This is a genomic window from Streptomyces sp. NPDC003032, assembly GCF_053591415.1.
In genome coordinates this window covers 136,420-154,666 of the sequence record NZ_JBSFTT010000014.1, presented here as the reverse complement: position 1 = coordinate 154,666, position 18,247 = coordinate 136,420, and the positions used below count along the sequence as shown (strand labels likewise).

Annotated in this window: 14 protein-coding genes; 5 read left to right on the top strand and 9 right to left on the bottom strand. The window is 69.4% G+C overall.

The genetic code is table 11. The features are described from left to right. Nucleotides 1-80 precede the first annotated feature (80 nt). The 4 genes from cydD to hisC form a co-directional block, all read right to left on the bottom strand. Nucleotides 81-3,659: a thiol reductant ABC exporter subunit CydD gene (gene cydD, locus ACWDZ7_RS21365; protein ID WP_451798894.1), complete on the bottom strand. Its 3,579-nt coding sequence runs from the start codon at nt 3,657-3,659 to the stop codon at nt 81-83. Nucleotides 3,660-3,714: 55 nt separating this feature from the next. After that, on the bottom strand, nt 3,715-4,722 hold the full coding sequence (gene cydB, locus ACWDZ7_RS21360) for a cytochrome d ubiquinol oxidase subunit II (RefSeq protein ID WP_451798892.1): 1,008 nt from the start codon (nt 4,720-4,722) through the stop codon (nt 3,715-3,717). A gap of 19 nt (nt 4,723-4,741) precedes the next feature. After that, entirely contained in the window at nt 4,742-6,304 is a 1,563-nt protein-coding gene (locus ACWDZ7_RS21355; RefSeq protein ID WP_451798891.1) for a cytochrome ubiquinol oxidase subunit I, read from the bottom strand. A 290-nt stretch (nt 6,305-6,594) separates the two neighbouring features. Further along, nucleotides 6,595-7,674 (bottom strand): histidinol-phosphate transaminase, encoded by a 1,080-nt coding sequence (gene hisC / locus ACWDZ7_RS21350; protein ID WP_451798889.1) that lies wholly within the window; start codon nt 7,672-7,674, stop codon nt 6,595-6,597. 441 nt (nt 7,675-8,115) lie between these two features. Here hisC and ACWDZ7_RS21345 point away from each other — a divergent pair, with 441 nt between their 5' ends. From ACWDZ7_RS21345 to ACWDZ7_RS21335, 3 genes are all read left to right on the top strand, one after another. Then, nucleotides 8,116-9,237 (top strand): LacI family DNA-binding transcriptional regulator, encoded by a 1,122-nt coding sequence (locus tag ACWDZ7_RS21345; RefSeq protein ID WP_451517041.1) that lies wholly within the window; start codon nt 8,116-8,118, stop codon nt 9,235-9,237. Between the two features lie 229 nt (nt 9,238-9,466). Continuing rightward, nucleotides 9,467-10,522, top strand: a complete 1,056-nt coding sequence (locus tag ACWDZ7_RS21340; protein ID WP_451798887.1) for a metallophosphoesterase — start codon at nt 9,467-9,469, stop codon at nt 10,520-10,522. Between the two features lie 180 nt (nt 10,523-10,702). Continuing rightward, the gene (locus tag ACWDZ7_RS21335; RefSeq protein WP_451798886.1) at nt 10,703-11,590 is read left to right on the top strand and encodes a hypothetical protein; all 888 of its coding nucleotides are present in this window, start codon (nt 10,703-10,705) and stop codon (nt 11,588-11,590) included. A 64-nt stretch (nt 11,591-11,654) separates the two neighbouring features. Here ACWDZ7_RS21335 and thiC read toward each other — a convergent pair whose 3' ends face one another. Beyond that, nucleotides 11,655-13,466: a phosphomethylpyrimidine synthase ThiC gene (thiC, locus tag ACWDZ7_RS21330; protein WP_451798884.1), complete on the bottom strand. Its 1,812-nt coding sequence runs from the start codon at nt 13,464-13,466 to the stop codon at nt 11,655-11,657. Nucleotides 13,467-13,685: 219 nt separating this feature from the next. On the opposite strand from thiC, the gene ACWDZ7_RS21325 reads away from it, so the two are divergent. Next, nucleotides 13,686-15,146 (top strand): YibE/F family protein, encoded by a 1,461-nt coding sequence (locus ACWDZ7_RS21325; RefSeq protein ID WP_451798883.1) that lies wholly within the window; start codon nt 13,686-13,688, stop codon nt 15,144-15,146. A 146-nt stretch (nt 15,147-15,292) separates the two neighbouring features. Here ACWDZ7_RS21325 and ACWDZ7_RS21320 read toward each other — a convergent pair whose 3' ends face one another. The 4 genes from ACWDZ7_RS21320 to ACWDZ7_RS21305 all read right to left on the bottom strand — a co-directional run bounded on the left by ACWDZ7_RS21320 (nt 15,293) and on the right by ACWDZ7_RS21305 (nt 17,770). Continuing rightward, nucleotides 15,293-15,730: an SsgA family sporulation/cell division regulator gene (locus tag ACWDZ7_RS21320; RefSeq protein ID WP_451798882.1), complete on the bottom strand. Its 438-nt coding sequence runs from the start codon at nt 15,728-15,730 to the stop codon at nt 15,293-15,295. A 103-nt stretch (nt 15,731-15,833) separates the two neighbouring features. Continuing rightward, nucleotides 15,834-16,637 (bottom strand): IclR family transcriptional regulator, encoded by an 804-nt coding sequence (locus ACWDZ7_RS21315; protein WP_451798881.1) that lies wholly within the window; start codon nt 16,635-16,637, stop codon nt 15,834-15,836. 357 nt (nt 16,638-16,994) lie between these two features. Next, nucleotides 16,995-17,216, bottom strand: coding sequence for a DUF5326 family protein (locus ACWDZ7_RS21310; protein ID WP_451798880.1), 222 nt, complete (start codon nt 17,214-17,216; stop codon nt 16,995-16,997). Between the two features lie 236 nt (nt 17,217-17,452). Beyond that, nucleotides 17,453-17,770 carry a cupin domain-containing protein gene (locus tag ACWDZ7_RS21305; RefSeq protein ID WP_451798878.1) on the bottom strand — a complete coding sequence of 106 codons (318 nt, stop codon included), beginning with the start codon at nt 17,768-17,770 and terminating at the stop codon, nt 17,453-17,455. 96 nt (nt 17,771-17,866) lie between these two features. Between ACWDZ7_RS21305 and ACWDZ7_RS21300 the strand changes: the two genes are divergently transcribed. Beyond that, the gene (locus tag ACWDZ7_RS21300; protein ID WP_451798876.1) at nt 17,867-18,247 is read left to right on the top strand and encodes a phage holin family protein; all 381 of its coding nucleotides are present in this window, start codon (nt 17,867-17,869) and stop codon (nt 18,245-18,247) included.

Genomic DNA, 18,247 nt, shown 5'->3' with positions numbered 1-18,247 from the left:
CGAGCGGCAGGCGCACGGTGCTGTCCGCCGACCTCAGCCCACGATCGACACGGCAGACGTACGGCACCGTCCCCCCACCCTCAGCCCGCGGTCAGCAGATCCGCCGCCCGCTCCACCTCCAGCATCCGCCGCAGCGGTCCTTCCACCGCGGCGAGTTCCTCGTACGTACCGCGCTGCGCCACCCGGCCCGAGTCGAGGACGATCACCTCGTCGACCGCGTCCAGCCCGGCGAGCCGGTGCGTGATGAGCAGCGTCGTACGCCCCTCCGTGGCCGCCAGGAGGTCGGCGGTGAGGGCGTCCGCGGTCGGCAGGTCGAGATGTTCGGCGGGCTCGTCGAGGACCAGGACGGGGAAGTCCGCGAGCAGCGCGCGGGCCAGCGCGAGACGCTGTCGCTGCCCTCCGGAGAGCCGCGCTCCGTGCTCGCCGACGAGCGTGTCGAGCCCGTCGGGCAGCGAGTCGGCCCAGCCGTCGAGGCGCGCCCGCTCCAGGGCACCGCGCAACTCCTCCTCGGTGGCGTCCTTCTTGGCGAGCAGCAGGTTCTCGCGCACCGAGCTGTCGAAGATGTGCGCGTCCTGGGCGCACAGCCCGACCATGCCGCGCACGGTGTCGCCGTCCAGCGTGACCGCGTCCGTGCCACCGAGCGTGTACGTCCCTTCGTACGCGCCCACGAAACGCAGCAGCACCTGCGCGAGCGTCGTCTTGCCGGAACCGGAGGGGCCGACCACGGCGATCCGCCTCCCCCGCTCCAGCGTCAGGTCGACACCGGCGAGCGCGTCACCGGCCTGCCCTTCGTGGCGCGCCCGCAGCCCCTCGACGCGCAGCGGGAAGGGCGACCGCGGCGCCCGGGCGGGCACGGGCGGCTCCGGCACCGGCTCGGCCGCGTCGAGGACTTCGTAGACGCGCTCCGCGCTCTTCCTGACCCGCTGGCGGTACTGCACGGCGAGCGGCAGCCCAAGCACCGCCTCGAAGGCGGCGAGCGGCGTGAGCACCACCACGGCGAGGGCGATCCCGCTGAGCCGCCCGTCCTGCACCGCCTGCACCCCGACGAGCGCGGCCGCGGCCACGGTGAGCCCGGTGGCGAGCGCGCCGAGCCCGTTGCCGAGCGCGGTGGCGGTGGCACCCCGGGAGGCGATCCGCGTCAGCTCGGCGTCGGCCTCCCTGGCCTTGGCCGTACGACGCTTCAGCGCGCCGGCGACGGTCAACTCGGCGGTGCCGGTGAGCAGATCGGCCACGCGCGTGGCGAGCGCCCCGCGCGCGGGAGCCAGTTTCCGCTCCGCGCGGCGGGCCACGGCACCGCTCAGCAGCGGCACCCCGACGCCCGCGGCGAGCAGCCCGGCGGCGAGCACCGCGCCCGCCTCGGGCAGCAGCCAGGCGGTGAAGCCGACGGCTCCCATGCTCACCAGGGCTGCGGCGGACGCGGGCAGCAGCCAGCGCAGCCAGTAGTCCTGGAGGGCGTCGACGTCGGCGACCAGGCGGGAGAGGAGGTCACCGCGGCGGGTCGTGCGCAGGCCCGCCGGGGCGAGCCGCTCCAGGCGCCGGTAGACGGCGACACGGGTGTCGGCGAGCATCCGCAGCACGGCGTCGTGCGAGACGAGGCGCTCGGCGTAGCGGAAGACGGCGCGGCCGATACCGAAGGCGCGGGTCGCCGTCACGGCGATCATCAAGTACATCACCGGAGGCTGCTCGGAGGCCCGGGATATCAGCCACCCGGACGTGGCCATGAGCCCCACGGCGCTGCCGAGCGCGAGGCCGCCGAGCAGCAGCGCGAGCCCGAGCTGCCCTCGCCGGGCCCGCGCGGCGTCCCGTACGCGGGCCAGCACCCGGCTCCGCGGACGGAGCTCCTCCCACCCGCCCGTCTGTCCGCTCGGCGCCGCCGAGCCAAGGGCGGGTCCATCAAAACCGGCGTCACCGGAGCGCCCACCAAACCCGCCATCACCGGAGCCTCCACCAAACCCGCCGCCACCCGCCGCAGCCCCGCCGCCCGACCGGCGCTGGGCAGGGAGCCTCCCCGCCTCGGAGGGGCGGCGGACTGCGGCCTCAAGCCGCACCACCCGATCCGCCACAGCCAGCAACGCGGGCCGATGCACCACCAACAGCACCGTCCGCCCGACGGCCAGCCGCCGAACCGCCTCCACGACCCCCGCCTCGGTCCCCCCGTCGAGCGCCGCTGTCGGCTCGTCGAGGAGCACCACGGGCCGGTCCGCGAGGAACGCCCGTGCCAGCGCGAGCCGTTGCCGCTGCCCGGCGGAGAGCCCGGCCCCGTCCTCCCCGAGCGAGGTCTCGGCCCCGGCGGGCAGCGCGTCCACGAACTCCAGGGCCCCCGCGTCCCGAAGAGCCTCCCGCAGCTGCGCATCGGACGCGTCGGGCCGCGCGAGCCGTACGTTCTCCGCGATGGTCCCGGCGAAGAGGTGCGGCCGCTGCGGCACCCACGCGATCCGCTCGCGCCACCGCTCGGGGGAGACCTCCGCGAGGTCGACGCCCCCGACGCGCACCCGCCCCTCGGTGGGCCGTACGAAGCCGAGCACCACGTTCAGGAGGGTCGACTTGCCCACCCCGCTGGGCCCGACGAGCGCCACAGTCTCCCCGGGCGCCACCTCGAAGGCCGCCCCGGAGACGGCGTCCGAACCCCGCCCCGGGTAGCGGACGGTCACGCCCTCCACGCTCAGCACGCCCGAGGGCGCCGCCCCGGCTCCCGCGGCCGGCACCGGAGTCTCAAGGACCTCGAAGATCTCCTCGGCGGCGGCGAGGCCCTCCGCCGCCGCGTGGTACTGCGCCCCGACCTGGCGCAGCGGCAGATAGGCCTCGGGCGCGAGGACGAGGATGACGAGACCGACGTACAAGTCCATCTCGCCGTGGACGAGCCGCATGCCGATGGTCACCGCGACCAGCGCCACCGAGATCGTGGCGAGCAGTTCCAGGGCGAAGGAGGACAGGAAGGCGATGCGCAGCGTCCGCATTGTCGCCTGCCGGTACTCACCGGTGATCTTCCGTATCGACTCGGCCTGCGCCTTGGCGCGGCCGAACACCTTCAGGGTCGGGAGACCCGCCACGACGTCGAGGAAGTGCCCCGAGAGCCGTGAGAGCAGCCGCCACTGATGGTCCATGCGGTTCTGCGTCGCCCAGCCGATCAGGATCATGAAGACCGGGATCAGCGGCAGCGTCACGACGATGATCGCCGCCGAGACCCAGTCCTCGGTGACGATGCGGGCGAGCACCGCCACCGGCACCACCACCGCGAGCGCCAGCTGCGGCAGATAGCGCGAGAAGTAGTCGTCCAGCGCGTCCACGCCCCGCGTCGCGAGCGCGACCAGGGAGCCGGTCCGCCGGCCGCTGAGCCACCCGGGCCCGAGGTCACCCGCCCGTTCCAGGAGCCGGCCCCGCAGCTCGGACTTGACCGCCGCGCTGGCCCGGTGCGCGGCCAGCTCGGTGAGCCAGGAGACCAGCCCCCGGCCCGCCGCGACCAGGGCGAGCAGCATCAGCGGCGTGCCCAGGTCGGCGGCGGAGAGGCCCTTCTGGAAGGCGCCCACCACGATCTCGGCGATGAGCATCGCCTGACCGATGACCAGGCCCGCTCCGACCAGCCCCAGGCCCACCACCGCGACGAGGAAGAGGCGCGTGGCACGGGCGTACCGAAGCAGACGCGGATCGATTGGTTTCACGTGAAACACACCTTCCGGGAAACCACGGGGAGGCTCAATGGGGCTCAATGGAGGCTCAATGGGCGGGGTCGGGCGCGATGTGCTGCGTACCGATCCGCTTGCGGAACACCCAGTACGTCCATGTCTGGTAGAGCAGCACCACGGGCGTCGCGATGGCGGCACACCAGGTCATGATCTTCAGGGTGTACGGGCTGGACGAGGCGTTGGTGACCGTGAGGCTCCACTCCTCGTTCAGCGAGGACGGCATGACATTCGGGAAGAGCGTCAGGAAGAGCATGGCGACGGCCGCCGCGATCGTGATGCCCGACAGCGCGAACGACCAGCCCTCGCGCCCGGCCTTGATCGCCACGACGGCACCGACCAGCGCGAGGACCGCCACGACCATCGCGACCAGGCTCTTGCCGTCACCCTTGTCCGCCTGGGTCCACACGAGGAATCCGACCGCCAGCACGGCGGTGATGAGCCCGAGGCCGAGGGCCAGCTTCCGCGCGCGCACCCGGATGTCACCCACCGTCTTCAGCGAGGCGAACACCGCCCCGTGGAAGGTGAACAGCGTCAGCGTGACGAGTCCGCCGAGGATCGCGTACGGGTTGAGCAGGTCCCAGAAGGAGCCCACGTACTCCTTGTGGGCGTCGATCTTGACGCCCCGCGTGATGTTCGCGAAGGCCACGCCCCACATCACCGCCGGGATCAGCGAGGTCCAGAAGATCGCGTGTTCCCAGTTGGTCTGCCACCGCTCCTCGGTCCGCTTGGCGCGGTACTCGAAGGCGACACCGCGCACGATCAGGCAGATCAGGATGAACAGCAGCGGCAGATAGAAGCCGGAGAAGAGCGTCGCGTACCACTCGGGGAAGGCGGCGAAGGTCGCGCCGCCCGCCGTGAGCAGCCACACCTCGTTGCCGTCCCAGACGGGGCCGATGGTGTTGATGAGGACCCGCTTCTCGACCCGGTTCCGGGCGAGCAGCTTGGTCAGGACGCCCACTCCGAAGTCGAAGCCCTCCAGGAAGAAGTAGCCGATCCACAGAACGGCGATCAGTACGAACCAGATGTCGTGAAGTTCCATGTCCTGAGCGCTCCTTCCTTCAGTACGAGAAGGCCATGGGCCGGTCGGCATCGGAGTCGGCATCGGCGTCGGAGTCCGAGCCCTTGCGGGAACCCGGACCCGGACCCGGGCCGCCGATCTTGGTGGGCGGGTTGAGATCCGCCTCGGTCAGCTCGGGCGGCCCCTGCCTGACGTACTTGAGCAGCAGCCTCACCTCGATCACCGCGAGGACCGCGTAGATGAGCGTGAACCCGATCAGCGAGGTGAGCACCTCGGCCTGCGAGACGCCGGGCGAGACCGCGTCCCTGGTGCGCAGCACTCCGTAGACCACCCAGGGCTGACGCCCTGTCTCGGTGAAGATCCAGCCCCAGGCGGTGCCGATGAGGGGGAAGATCAGCGTCCACTGGGAGAGCCGCCACCACCATGCGCCGAGCTTCGGCGCCAGCTCCCTGTTCTTGGTGAGCATGAGCTTGGGCACGTCGTCCGCGCCGGTGCGGTGCTCCGGAGCGAGCCAGAACTTCTTCCGCGTCAGCCACAGGCCCACCGTGCACAGGGCCATCGAGACGCCGCCGAAGCCGATCATCCAGCGGTACGACCAGTAGGCGGTGGGGATGTTGGGCCGGTAGTCGCCGGGCCCGAACTTCTCCCGCGCCTCCTTGTTGAGGTCGTTGATGCCGGGGATCTCGGCGCTGAAGTTGTTCTTGGCGAGGAAGGACAGGACTCCGGGGACCTCGACGGCGACCTTGTTGTGGCCCTCGGAGACATCGCCGTACGCGAAGATCGAGAACGGCGCGGGCTTCTCGGTGTCCCACAGCGCCTCGGCGGCCGACATCTTCATCGGCTGCTGCTCGTACATGACCTTGCCGAGGGTGTCGGCGCTGACCACGGTGAGCAGGGTGCCGACGAAGGCGGTGACCAGGCCGAGCCGCATCGACAGGCGCATGGTGCGGATGTGCCGCTTCTTGCGCAGGTGGAAGATGGCGATGCCGGTCATGAAGGCGCCGCCGACCAGGATGGCCGCCGAGATGACGTGGAAGAAGTTGACGAGCGCCGTCTCCTGGAAGAGCACCTTCGCGAAGTCGGTGAGCTCCGCGCGCTTGGTGCCGTCCCGCTCCACGATCTTGTAGCCGACCGGGTGCTGCATAAAGGCGTTCGCGGCGATGATGAAGTACGCCGACAGGACGGTGCCGATGGAGACAATCCAGATCGTCGCGCAGTGCAGCTTCTTCGGCAGCTTGTCCCAGCCGAAGATCCACAGGCCGATGAAGGTCGACTCGAAGAAGAAGGCGATCAGGGCCTCGAAGGCCAGCGGCGCCCCGAAGACGTCACCGACGAAGCGCGAGTAGTCGGACCAGTTCATGCCGAACTGGAACTCCTGGACGATGCCGGTGACGACACCCATCGCGATGTTGATCAGGAACAGCTTTCCCCAGAACTTGGTCGCCCTGAGGTAGTGCTCCTTGCCCGTCCGCACCCACGCCGTCTCAAGGATCGCCGTGAGGGCGGCCAGAGAGATCGTCAGGGGGACGAACAGGAAGTGGTAGACGGTCGTGATGCCGAACTGCCATCGCGCCAGAGTCTCCGGCGCCAGAGCCAGGTCCACTGCGTCTCTCCTTACTCGCCGTGGTCATCGCGGCGTTTTGCCCCTGCTTGTCCCGCTGATCTCCGGAGGAACCGGGGCACGCTTGTGAACGCGTTCACATTCACAAGCATTATGTCGTATGGGTTGTCGGCACCCGAACGGGGGGTCCCCAGAAACGCGGGAAGGTCCCGGAGACACGCCTCCGGGACCTTCGACACGGCTCACCGCTCACCGCTAACCGCTAACCGCTAACCGCTAACCGCTAACGGCTAACGGCTAACGGCTAACGGCTAACGGCTAACGGCATACCGCTAAAGCTCCTTGCGGAACGCCTCCGCCGCCGCCAGGAAGACATCATTGGCCTCGGTCTCCCCGATCGTGGCCCGCATCCCCTCGCCCGCGAACGGCCGGACCACCACGCCGGCCCGCTCGCACGCCGCCGCGAAGTCGGTCGCACGGTCGCCGAGCCGCAGCCACACGAAGTTCGCCTGCGTCTCGGGCACCGTCCAGCCCTGCTCGCGCAGCGCCTCGACCACCCGCGTGCGCTCGGCGACCAGCGAGCCGACGCGGCCCATCAGCTCGTCCTCGGCCCGCAGCGAGGCCACCGCCGCGTCCTGCGCGAGCTGGCTCACACCGAAGGGCACCGCCGTCTTGCGCAGCGCGGCGGCCACCGGCTCGTGGGCGACCGCGAAGCCGACACGCAGCCCGGCGAGGCCGTACGCCTTGGAGAACGTACGCAGGACGCAGACGTTCGGGCGCTCACGGTAGATCTCGATGCCGTCCGGAACCTCGGGGTCACGGATGAACTCGCGGTACGCCTCGTCGAGCACGACCAGGACGTCGCTCGGCACGCGGTCGAGGAAGCGCTCCAGCTCGGCCCTGCGCACGGCGGTGCCGGTGGGGTTGTTGGGGTTGCAGACAAAGATGAGGCGGGTGCGGTCGGTGATGGCGTCGGCCATCGCGTCCAGGTCGTGGACCTCGCCCTCCGTCAACGGAACCCGCACCGACGTCGCACCGCTGACCTGCGTGATGATCGGGTACGCCTCGAAGGACCGCCACGCGTAGATCACCTCGTCGCCCGGGCCCGACGTGGCCTGCACGAGCTGCTGGGCGACGCCGACCGAGCCGGTCCCCGTGGCGATGTGCGAGACGGGCACCCCGAAGCGGTCCGCCAGCTCGCTCATCAGGACCGTGCACGCCATGTCGGGGTAGCGGTTGAAGGACCCGGCCGCGGCGAGCGCGCTCTCCATGACGCCGGGGAGCGGCGGGTAGGGGTTCTCGTTGGAGGACAGCTTGTAGGCCACCGGTCCGCCGGCCGCGGCGGGCTTGCCCGGCTTGTAGGTGGGGATACCCTCCAGCTCGGCGCGCAGCCTCGGGCTCGTCTCGCTCACCGCAGTCCTCCTCGTACCAGTGCCAGAACAGTTCGAATACTGCTCACCTTATGAGGATTGGGCTCCGCTGCGAATGGCCTCCAGCGATCCGCATACGAAGGATCGGGCCGTCCGCCCCGGAATCCTCGTACGAAGGACGCGACCGCCGCCGGGCGGAGCCGCCCGGCGGAGCCGCCCGCAGGGGGGAGCGCCCGTACTCCCCTGTGCGCCGGTGGCTCGCTCCGTGGCGCGCGTCACCCGTGAAGGTGAGTTGAGACCTCTTCGAGACCTCGCACATTTGGCAGGCCCGTACCCGACGATCAGCGGCAGCTATCGCCGAGCCCCTCGTCTCCCTTGCTTTCCAAGATCATTTGCGTATGAAGGCCATGCAGAAACGTGCCTGTCAACGAGTGAATATGCGTCCGCGCTACCCACCCCGATGAGCCCTACTATCGGCTCGCCATGACAGCAGCAGGGAAGCACCAGGTGAGCCGAGCGGAGACCGCCCGCCGGGGCAACCGGCAGAGCAGAGCGGGCATCAGAGACGTCGCAGCCGCCGCCGGTGTCTCCATCACGACGGTCTCCGACGCCCTCAACGGCAAGGGGCGGCTGCCCGACGCCACCCGACGCCACGTCCGAGAAGTCGCCGAGCGGCTGGGCTATCGCCCGTCCGCGGCGGCCCGAACCCTCCGTACGGGCAAGTCCGGCCTCATCGGCCTGACCGTGACGACGTACGGGGATGAACCTTTCACCTTCACCGAGTTCGCCTACTTCGCGGAGATGGCCAGAGCCGCCACCTCCGCCGCCCTCGCCCGGGGCTACGCCCTGGTGATCCTCCCCGCCACCTCGCGCCGCAGCCCGGTCGACGTGTGGTCCAACGTCGCGCTCGACGGCACCGTCGTCGTCGACCCCTCCGACCACGACCCGGTCGTGAGCGAGCTGGTCAGACAGGGCCTCCCGGTGGTCTCCGACGGCCGCCCGGCGGGTTCGCTGCCCGTCACCGCCTGGGTCGACAACGACCACGAGGCCGCGGTCCTGGAGATCCTCGACCATCTCGCGGCCGCCGGCGCCCGCCGCATCGGCCTGCTCACCGGCACCACCACCGACACCTACACCCATCTGTCCACGACCGCGTATCTGCGCTGGTGCGAGCGGATCGGCCAGGACCCGGTCTACGAGTCCTATCCCGCGCACGACCCGTGCGCGGGCGCCGTCGCCGCCGACCGGCTGCTCGCCAGGCCCGACCGCCCCGACGCCGTCTACGGCCTCTTCGACCCCAACGGCACCGACCTGCTCGCCGCCGCCCGGCGGTACGGCCTGCGCGTCCCCGACGACCTGCTGCTCGTCTGCTGCAGCGAGTCCACGGTGTACGCGACCACGGAACCGCCCATCACCACGCTCTCCCTCAAGCCGCGCCGCATCGGCACGGCCGTCGTACAGCTCCTCATCGACGCCATCGAGGGCCTCGATTCCGGCCGGCCCGTCGAGCAGGTGATACCGACCGAACTGATCGTGCGCACCTCGTCCGAGCGACGTCCGCCGCGCACGACGGTCAGCCCGCCACGCTCATCGGGTACCGGCTGATCCCGACGATCTCGGGCAGAGGTGCCCCAACAGTCCGCCACCAGCGGGGAAACCTCTGCCCAATTCGGGAGAAAACCTCAGTGAACCGGTGCATGGGACCGATTCACCACCCCTGGTGCACCACACAGCGGGAGCCGCATTCCTATGATGGGCGGACGACACCGCGGGCCGCTGCGACCAGGCAGTCCGTTCTCGGTGCAGATGCGGCGCAATGGTGGTGGAGGGGTCGATGACTCAGGGGGCCGGTCAGGGACCCGATGTGCGGACGGCGACGCTGCGCGACTTCCGCGTACCCGCGTACGTCCATGAGACGACCGGCCCCGCCGAGGTGAGCCCTCCGGCTCCCGGCGAACCACCGGTCGACGGCTACACCCCCACCCAGCGCGACCTGCCCGTCATCAACCGCGGCGACACGGTCCAGGTGCAGGTCATGCCGGAGCCGCCGCAGCCGCGGGGGAGCGACGAGCACGGTCCGCTGTTCGTCGTCGGGGACGTCCACGGCTATCTGGACGAGCTGTTCGCGGCCCTCCAGGAGCAGGGCCTCCTGGACGCCGAGGGCAACTGGTCAGCGGGCAACGCGCGCCTGTGGTTCCTCGGCGACTTCACCGACCGCGGGCCCGACGGCATCGGTGTCATCGACCTCGTGATGCGCCTGTCCGCCGAGGCCGCTGCCGCCGGCGGCTACTGCAAGGCGCTCATGGGCAACCACGAGCTGCTCCTGCTCGGCGCCAAGCGCTTCGGCGACACCCCCGTCAACTCCGGCGCGGGCACCGCCACCTTCCAGGCCGCCTGGCTGCTCAACGGCGGCCAGAAGACCGACATGGAGCGCCTGGAGGACCACCATCTGCAGTGGATGGCCCGTCTGGACGCGATGGAGGAGGCCGACGGCCATCTCCTCGTGCACTCCGACACGACCGCCTACCTGGATTACGGCGACTCGATCGAGGCAGTGAACGACACCATCCGCGAGACGCTCACGCGCAACGACGCCGACGAATGCTGGGACCTCTTCCGCAAGTTCACCAAGCGCTTCGCCTTCCGCGACGAGTCGGGCCCCTCGGCCGTACGGGAACTTCTGGACATGTACGGCGGCACACGCATCGTCCACGGCCACAGCCCCATCCCCTACCTCCTCGGTGATGTCGGCTCCGAGGACGAGTCGGACGGCGGCGGACCGGTCATCGAGGGTCCGCACGTCTACGCCGACGGCCTGGCCATCGCGATGGACGGCGGAGTGACCATGGCCGGAAAGCTACTGGTCCAACAACTCCCCCTGGGTATCTGAGCGTTCTCTGGGCAGGCGCCCCTTTACAGGATCACGCTGGCCGGGGGGGCGAATTCTGGAAACCCCCTGTCAACGCGTGCCGTCACGGCTCTACCATCGGCTTATCCGTAGCAGGCTCCCCTCCGTTTCTGCCCGACGGCTCGTAGCCATGCGAGCCTTAGCCCTACGGAGCATCGGGGGATGCACATGAACAGCGCTCCACATCTGCTCAATGAGGACCGCCCCGAGTACGAGCGGATCCTCGACGAGGCGCTGCGCACCGCACCTGACCGTCCTGAACTCGCCGCAGTGGGCCAGCGGCTCAATCCCGAACAACTGCGCACCATGGCCCTGAACGCCACAGCACTGATCACGGCCGCCGCGGCGGCCGAGTACGCGCACTACGTGAAGGTTCGCGAGGAGTTGCGCGAACCTCGACCGTCCTCCACCTCGATTCGCGAAGGGAGCGGACAGAGCGCCGCGGAGTCCGGCTCCGGAGGCGTAGGTCTCGCCACGACGATGGGCGAGGTCGCCGAACCGGCGGCGGCAGCGGGAGCCGGGGCGGTCGCCGTCGTGGCGGTCCTCGCCCCCGTCCTCGCGGGTACGGCCGCCGCGATCTTCCTGCTCGTCGGCTACATCCTGAAGATGCTCAACCCGGAGCCCGCCTTCGCGGACACCCTGCTCACCGCGGGATGGCTGTTCGGCGCGCTCACCGCCGGGGGCATCCTGGTCGCCGCGGTCGGTCTCCTCCTGACGGCCCTGCGCAACGGCTCCACGTCCCTCCCGGCCGGGCTGCACGGCGAGCGGCACGAGGAGGTGTCCCGCGCCAGGGAAGCCTGGGGCCGGGCGCTCCTTGAGCGGGGCGTCGTGCCGTTCCTGCGGGAGGCCCTGACGGACCCGGGCGCGGCCCCCGCGGCCCGCAAGCGGTCGCACGGGCCCGGAGTCGGCGGTCGTATGCCGCAACTTGGCTACCACCGGCCGGGATTCAGCAGCCCGGACGGCGGCCCCACCGCGGGGTCACGGCCGAGCTTCTCCAGCCCGGACTTCTCCAGCCCGGACTTCGGCGGGCCCGAACACAAGCCGGAGTAGGCCCGGGTGTCCGCAGAGCTGTCGCGACACTCGACACTCTGCGGACACGCCGTCCTTGTGCCGCTCAGTCGGCGATCGGCAGATAGACCCGGTTGCCCGCCGCGGCGAACTCCTTGGACTTCTGCTCCATGCCCGCTTCGATGTCGTTCTGCTCCAGGTCACCGCCGTGCTGGCGGCGGATGTCCTGGGAGATCTTCATCGAGCAGAACTTCGGGCCGCACATCGAGCAGAAGTGCGCCGTCTTCGCCGGCTCGGCGGGCAGCGTCTCGTCGTGGTACTCCCGCGCCGTGACCGGGTCGAGGGCCAGATTGAACTGGTCCTCCCAGCGGAACTCGAAGCGCGCGTCCGAGAGCGCGTCGTCCCAGACCTGCGCGCCGGGGTGCCCCTTGGCGAGGTCGGCCGCGTGCGCCGCGATCTTGTACGTGATGACGCCGGTCTTCACGTCGTCGCGGTTGGGCAGGCCCAGGTGCTCCTTGGGCGTGACGTAGCAGAGCATGGCCGTGCCCCACCAGCCGATCATCGCGGCGCCGATGCCGGAGGTGATGTGGTCGTAGGCGGGCGCGATGTCGGTGGTCAGCGGGCCGAGCGTGTAGAACGGCGCCTCCTCGCAGATCTCCTGCTGGAGGTCGATGTTCTCCTTGATCTTGTGCATCGGGACATGACCGGGGCCCTCGATCATCGTCTGTACGTTGTGACGCTTGGCGATCGTGTTGAGTTCCCCGAGGGTGCGCAACTCCGCGAACTGTGCCTCGTCGTTGGCGTCCGCGATCGAGCCGGGCCGCAGGCCGTCGCCGAGCGAGTACGTCACGTCGTACGCGGCGAGGATCTCGCAGAGCTCCTCGAAGTGCTCGTAGAGGAAGCTCTCCTTGTGGTGCGCCAGACACCAGGCGGCCATGATCGAACCGCCGCGCGAGACGATGCCGGTCTTGCGGCGCGCGGTGAGCGGCACATACGGAAGGCGCACGCCCGCGTGCACCGTCATGTAGTCCACGCCCTGCTCGGCCTGCTCGATGACCGTGTCCTTGTAGATCTCCCAGGACAGCTCCTCGGCCTTGCCGTCGACCTTCTCCAGGGCCTGGTAGAGCGGCACGGTGCCGATCGGGACGGGGGAGTTGCGCAGGACCCACTCGCGGGTGGTGTGGATGTTCCGGCCGGTGGAGAGGTCCATGACCGTGTCGGCGCCCCACTGGGTCGCCCAGGTCATCTTGTCGACCTCCTCCTCGATGGAGGAAGTCACCGCGGAGTTGCCGATGTTGGCGTTCACCTTCACCAGGAACTTCTTGCCGATGATCATCGGCTCGATCTCCGGGTGGTTGACGTTGGCGGGGATAACCGCGCGGCCCGCGGCGACCTCCGCCCGCACGACCTCGGGGTCCATGTTCTCGCGGATCCCGATGAACTCCATCTCGGGCGTGATCTCGCCGCGCCTGGCGTACGCGAGCTGCGTCACCGCCTGGCCCTGGCGGCCGCGGCGCGGCTGGCGGGGGCGGCCGGGGAAGACCGCGTCGAGGTTCTTGAGGCCGCCGCGGGGCGAGGTGTGCTTGATGCCGTCGTCCTCGGGGCGCGGGGGACGGCCCACGTACTCCTCGGTGTCGCCGCGGGCGATGATCCAGTTCTCCCGCAGCGGCGGCAGGCCGCGGCGGACGTCGGTCTCGGCCGACGGGTCGGTGTACGGACCTGAGGTGTCGTACAGGGTGACGGCCTTGCCATTGGTGAGGTGCACCTGGCGGACCGGCACACGCAGGTCGGGGCGGGAGCCCTCGACGTACGCCTTGTGCCAGCCGATGGACTTCCCGGCCTCGTCGCGCTGGTTCCAGACCTGGTCGTGGCCCTGGTTCTGCGTCGAGGCAGGCGTGCGTGCGTCCGCTGTGGTCATGAGACCTACTCCCTACGCCGGCATTACCCGGTAACAGGTTCGGCGGTCGACGCAGCGAATTCCGTACGATTCATGCACGACTCGTGCCATTTCGTACGGAGGTCAGCGCCCTCTCAGCCCGGTGCTCCGAGCTCCCGCGATTGCAAAGGTGGCTCCACGCTAGCGTCATGTCGGCCACGCTGAACAGAGGGCCCCCTCCGTTCTTGCGATGATCGGTCCGTGACCACCACACCCCCGCCCCCGCCTCCGCCCTCCCAACCACCCCTCTCCGGCCCGCCTCCGGACGGACACGGACATGGACACGGACACGGGCCAGGCCACGGCCACGACCCCGGACAGGGGCAGCCGCAGGCGCAGGGGCATGGGCATGGGCACTCGCACAGCCACGGTCCGGCCGCGCCCGTCTCCCAGCATCTGCGCAAGGTCATCGCCGCGGTGCTGATTCCCTTCGCCACCGCGGTCGTCGTGGGGCTCATGGTGCTCTGGCCGGGTGGTACGCCCTCGCACGAGCGGACCGGCGTCGGTTTCGATCGGCAGACGCAGTCGGCGAAGGTCACGAAGGTCCAGGAGCTGCCCTGCAAGGACCTGAACCCCTCGCAGCCCCCGCCGAACGGCGACACCTCCACCGCCGAGGGCCAGTCCGCCCAGTCCCGCGCGGCCGGCACCTGCAAGAAGGCGCTGATCGAGGTGTCCACCGGCAAGGACAAGGGCCGCACGTTCACCGAGATCATCCAGCCGGACTCGCCCCGGCAACTGCGCAAGGGCCAAGAGGTGGTGGTCGCCTACGAGCCCAAGGCGCCCGAGGGGCTCCAGTACTCGGTCACCGATGTGAACCGCAAGATGCCCATGGCCCTGCTCGCCGGCATCTTCGCCCTCGCCGTCGTCGTGGTGGGCCGCCTGCGCGGTGTGATGGCCCTGGTCGCCCTCGCCATCAGCTTCCTGGTCCTCACCTTCTTCATCCTGCCGGCGATCCTGCAGGGCTCGAACCCGCTGGTCGTGGCGGTGATCGGAGCGAGCGCCATCATGCTGGTCGCGCTCTATCTCTGCCACGGGCTCACAGCCCGTACGTCGGTCGCGGTGCTCGGCACTCTCATCTCCCTCCTCCTGATCGGCCTGCTCGGCTCGCTCTTCATCGGCTGGGCCGCGCTGACCGGCAACACGGATGACAACACCGGCCTCATCCACGGCCTGTATCCGTCCATCGACATGAGCGGTCTGCTGCTCGCGGGCGTCATCATCGGCTCGCTCGGCGTCCTCGACGACGTGACGGTCACCCAGACCTCGGCGGTCTGGGAACTGCACCAGGCCAACCCGACCATGGGCTGGCGCGGCCTCTACCGCGCGGGCATCCGCATCGGCCGCGACCACATCGCCTCGGTCGTCAACACCCTCGTCCTCGCCTACGCGGGCGCCGCGCTTCCGCTGCTGCTGCTCTTCTCGATCGCGCAGTCCAGCGTGGGCACGGTCGCCAACAGCGAGTTGGTCGCCGAGGAGATCGTGCGCACCCTGATCGGCTCGATCGGCCTGGTCGCCTCGGTGCCGGTGACGACCGCGCTGGCCGCCCTGGTCGTCTCCGCCGACCGCTCCTCCGGCGCCGGCACCCCGGCCCCGACCTCGACCACCGGCACTCCCGCCCCTCGCTCCTCCCGCGGCGGGAAGGGGCGCCGCCGCAAGGCCTGATCCCGGAGCGACCCCGGAGTGAGGCCGGAATGACCCCGGAGCGAGGCCGGAATGAGGCCGGAATGACCCCGGAGTGAGCCCGAAGTGTGCCCGGACGCAGCCAAATGCACCAATCTGCCATTGCTGTCGGCCGGTTGACCGTTTGGTCAGCCCGCGTTCTGCTCCTCCGCCAGAATCCGGTCGAGCGCCTCGTCGAGATGCGTATCGAAGTCCGCGAGCGCCCGCTCCTGCCCGAGCGGCACCAACTTGTCCGTACGGTCCAGGAAGGCGAGCAGTGGCGGAATGCCCACGCGGAACAGCGCCCGGTCCACACCGACCTGAAGCCTGATCAGAGCCTCGTCAAGCAGTTCGGAATCGGTGGGCTCGATGCGCACATCCCCGACCCCGCACGGTCCGACCACCCCGTCGACCAGCAACTCTCTTCCGAAAGCCCAGGTCACCGGCTCATCACCGGGCAGATGGAAGGTGAGCCGCACGGCATAGGGATCATCTGTCTCATAGCGCAACTCCACCGGGATACGAAACGACAGCTCCTCAGAAACCAGGAAGCTCATCATGACCTCTGCCTGAACCGACTCGTCCATCGCGTCCTACCCCGTCACTTAGCACTCAAATGGCCAGGAACCAACTCCCTGACGCTCAAGGCATCTTGCTTAACGTGCACACCAGATCACAAGGAGTGAGTTTTCAGATGCTGATAGAGAAGGCGAGTGTCCCTAGTAGCTTTCCGATCTCACGCTGCAATCTCTCCGCCGCGGGCAGCAACCGATCGGCCTGACAGGCGGGTACGGAAAGGGCGAGAGTCGCCGCGGTGTCCCCCGCCAAGATCGGAATCGCGGCGCAGACCGTCCCGAGTGCGTACTCCTGACGTTCCATGACGGGCCGCATCCGCTCCATCGCGTCGAGCCGACGCAGAAACGTACGTTCGTCGCGGACCGAGTAACGCGTGATCGACTCAACCGGATAGCGGTCGAGGTGGTCCCGCCGTGCGTCACCGTCGAGTTGGGACAGCAGGCACTGGCCGATGGCGTGGGCGTGCCCCGTCTCGCGGAAATCCGCCCATTCCTCGACGGCGGGATTACCGGGGGTGTCGGAGACCGCCACGACTTCGATCTCGCCCTCGCGATAGACGGCGAAGTACACCGGCATTCCGACGGCATCACGGCAGTGCGCCAGGGCTTCGTCGATCGTGCCGCGCCGATTCTGCTGCGCCCCACTGCTGCTGAGCCGCTCCACTGCCTCGCCGAGCATGAACACGCCCCTCTCGCGGCGCAGATAGCCCTCGTGGGTCAGTGTGCGGAGCAGGTGGTACGCCGTCGGGAGCGCGAGCCCCGCCTCACGGGCCAACTGCTTGGCGGGCGCCCCGCCCGGGTGTGAGGCGGCGGCTTCCAGTAACCGCATCGCCCGCTGCACGGAGCCGATGAGGGTGGGCGTGCCGGTCGTGGTGCTGGGTGGCGTGGCAGTCGTGGTGCTCGGTGGCGTGGCGGCCACGGTATTCGGTGGTGTGGCGTCGCCCGACGGGGTGACATCGGCTGGTGGGGTGGCATCGGCTGGTGGGATGGAGGTGCCGACCGGTGAGGCGGGGGTGTCTACCGGTGAGGTGGAGGTGTCTACCGCGGCCAAGGTTCACTCCCGAAGCGCGTGGGGGGCCGCCCGTGCCCGGAAGAACACGGGAGGGCAGTGCGCCCGTCCGCGGGGAAACGACCCCGCGTCGGATTTCGGACTCTAACCCTTGGCCACCGCTCTACGGCCATCCGCCGGGAAACTTCCCCCTGCCGAGGGAACCATTTCGAAAAGTCGCCACTCGGCAGTAACCAATCCGCGCTCAGCCGTCAGCGTCGCCAATGATCACCAATCGGTGCGGGACGAGGACGAGCCGGATATGAACTTCCGTACGACATAGATGAGTCCACCGACCAAGGCAACGAATAGCAGCGCCTTGAAGAGCAGGCCGACGACGAAACCGACAACAGTCACTATCACGCCGCCGAACACGACCAAGGCGATGACGGGCACGGCCACCCACTTCACCCACCACGGCATTCCCGCAAAGATCTCCTTCGCTGCCATCGTCCTTACCTCTCTCCGCGCACTTCGCATCGGTGCGGGTTCCTGAATGTCCGCAGGCTCCCGGCTTCTTGCATTCGATGCTATGGCGCCGAAGGGCTCTGTGGGGGCCTCGCAGCCCTTGTCCTCCCCTGATCCGACCCTTAGAGAACCCCGAGGTCGCAGCCCTGAACCCGTCAGACTCCAGAGGGAGAGCTCCAGACGGTGATCAGGCCGCCCCGGGGCGGAGAAGAGGCAGATCAGGCCTCGGGCGGGGAGAAGACGACCAGGACCCGCAGGTCCTCGCTGATGTGATGGAACTTATGGGCCACGCCCGCCGGCACATAGACGACGCTGCCGCGCGCGACCGGCGTGGTCTCCATGCCGACCGTGATCGAGGCGCGGCCGCTGACGACCATGTACACCTCGTCCTGCCCGTGCGGCTGCTGAGGATCGGACTGCCCGGCGTTGAGCGCGTAGAGCCCGACCGACATGTTCCGCTCCCGCAGAAACTGCAGATACGCGCCGTCGTTCGCCGCGCGCTCGGCCTCCAGCTCGTCCAGTCGGAATGCCTTCATCGCCCTCGTACGCCCCTCGCTGATGCTCGCCGTGCGGATTTCCGCCGGTGCTCGTGACCTGACCGCTCCCGGTCCACGTCTGCCACGATCAGACACATGAAGAATTTCGTAGTCAAGACGATCGCCAACGCAGCGGCCCTGGCCGTCGCCGTGTGGCTGCTCGACAAGATCACCCTGACCGGCGACAGCACCGGCAAGAAGGTCGGCACCCTGGTCGTCGTCGCCCTGCTCTTCGGACTGGTGAACTTCCTGGTCAAGCCGGTGGTGAAGGTCCTCACCTTCCCGCTGTTCATCCTGACCCTCGGCCTGATCACCCTCGTGGTCAACGCCCTGATGCTGCTGCTCACCTCGTGGCTGGCCGACAAGCTCGACGTCAGCTTCCATGTCGAGGGCTTCTGGACCGCCGTCCTGGGCGGCTTGATCATCTCGATCGTGTCCTGGGCCATGAACGTGGTACTCCCGGACGACGAGGACTGA

What these genes read in the sequence shown, in the direction of transcription:
- ACWDZ7_RS21305 (WP_451798878.1), bottom strand. Translation starts at nt 17,770, where the DNA reads ATGAAGGCATTCCGACTGGACGAGCTGGAGGCCGAGCGCGCGGCGAAC.
- thiC (WP_451798884.1), bottom strand. Translation starts at nt 13,466, where the DNA reads ATGACCACAGCGGACGCACGCACGCCTGCCTCGACGCAGAACCAGGGC.
- ACWDZ7_RS21345 (WP_451517041.1), top strand. Translation starts at nt 8,116, where the DNA reads ATGACAGCAGCAGGGAAGCACCAGGTGAGCCGAGCGGAGACCGCCCGC.
- ACWDZ7_RS21335 (WP_451798886.1), top strand. Translation starts at nt 10,703, where the DNA reads ATGCACATGAACAGCGCTCCACATCTGCTCAATGAGGACCGCCCCGAG.
- ACWDZ7_RS21300 (WP_451798876.1), top strand. Translation starts at nt 17,867, where the DNA reads ATGAAGAATTTCGTAGTCAAGACGATCGCCAACGCAGCGGCCCTGGCC.
- ACWDZ7_RS21320 (WP_451798882.1), bottom strand. Translation starts at nt 15,730, where the DNA reads ATGGACGAGTCGGTTCAGGCAGAGGTCATGATGAGCTTCCTGGTTTCT.
- ACWDZ7_RS21310 (WP_451798880.1), bottom strand. Translation starts at nt 17,216, where the DNA reads ATGGCAGCGAAGGAGATCTTTGCGGGAATGCCGTGGTGGGTGAAGTGG.
- cydB (WP_451798892.1), bottom strand. Translation starts at nt 4,722, where the DNA reads ATGGAACTTCACGACATCTGGTTCGTACTGATCGCCGTTCTGTGGATC.
- ACWDZ7_RS21340 (WP_451798887.1), top strand. Translation starts at nt 9,467, where the DNA reads ATGACTCAGGGGGCCGGTCAGGGACCCGATGTGCGGACGGCGACGCTG.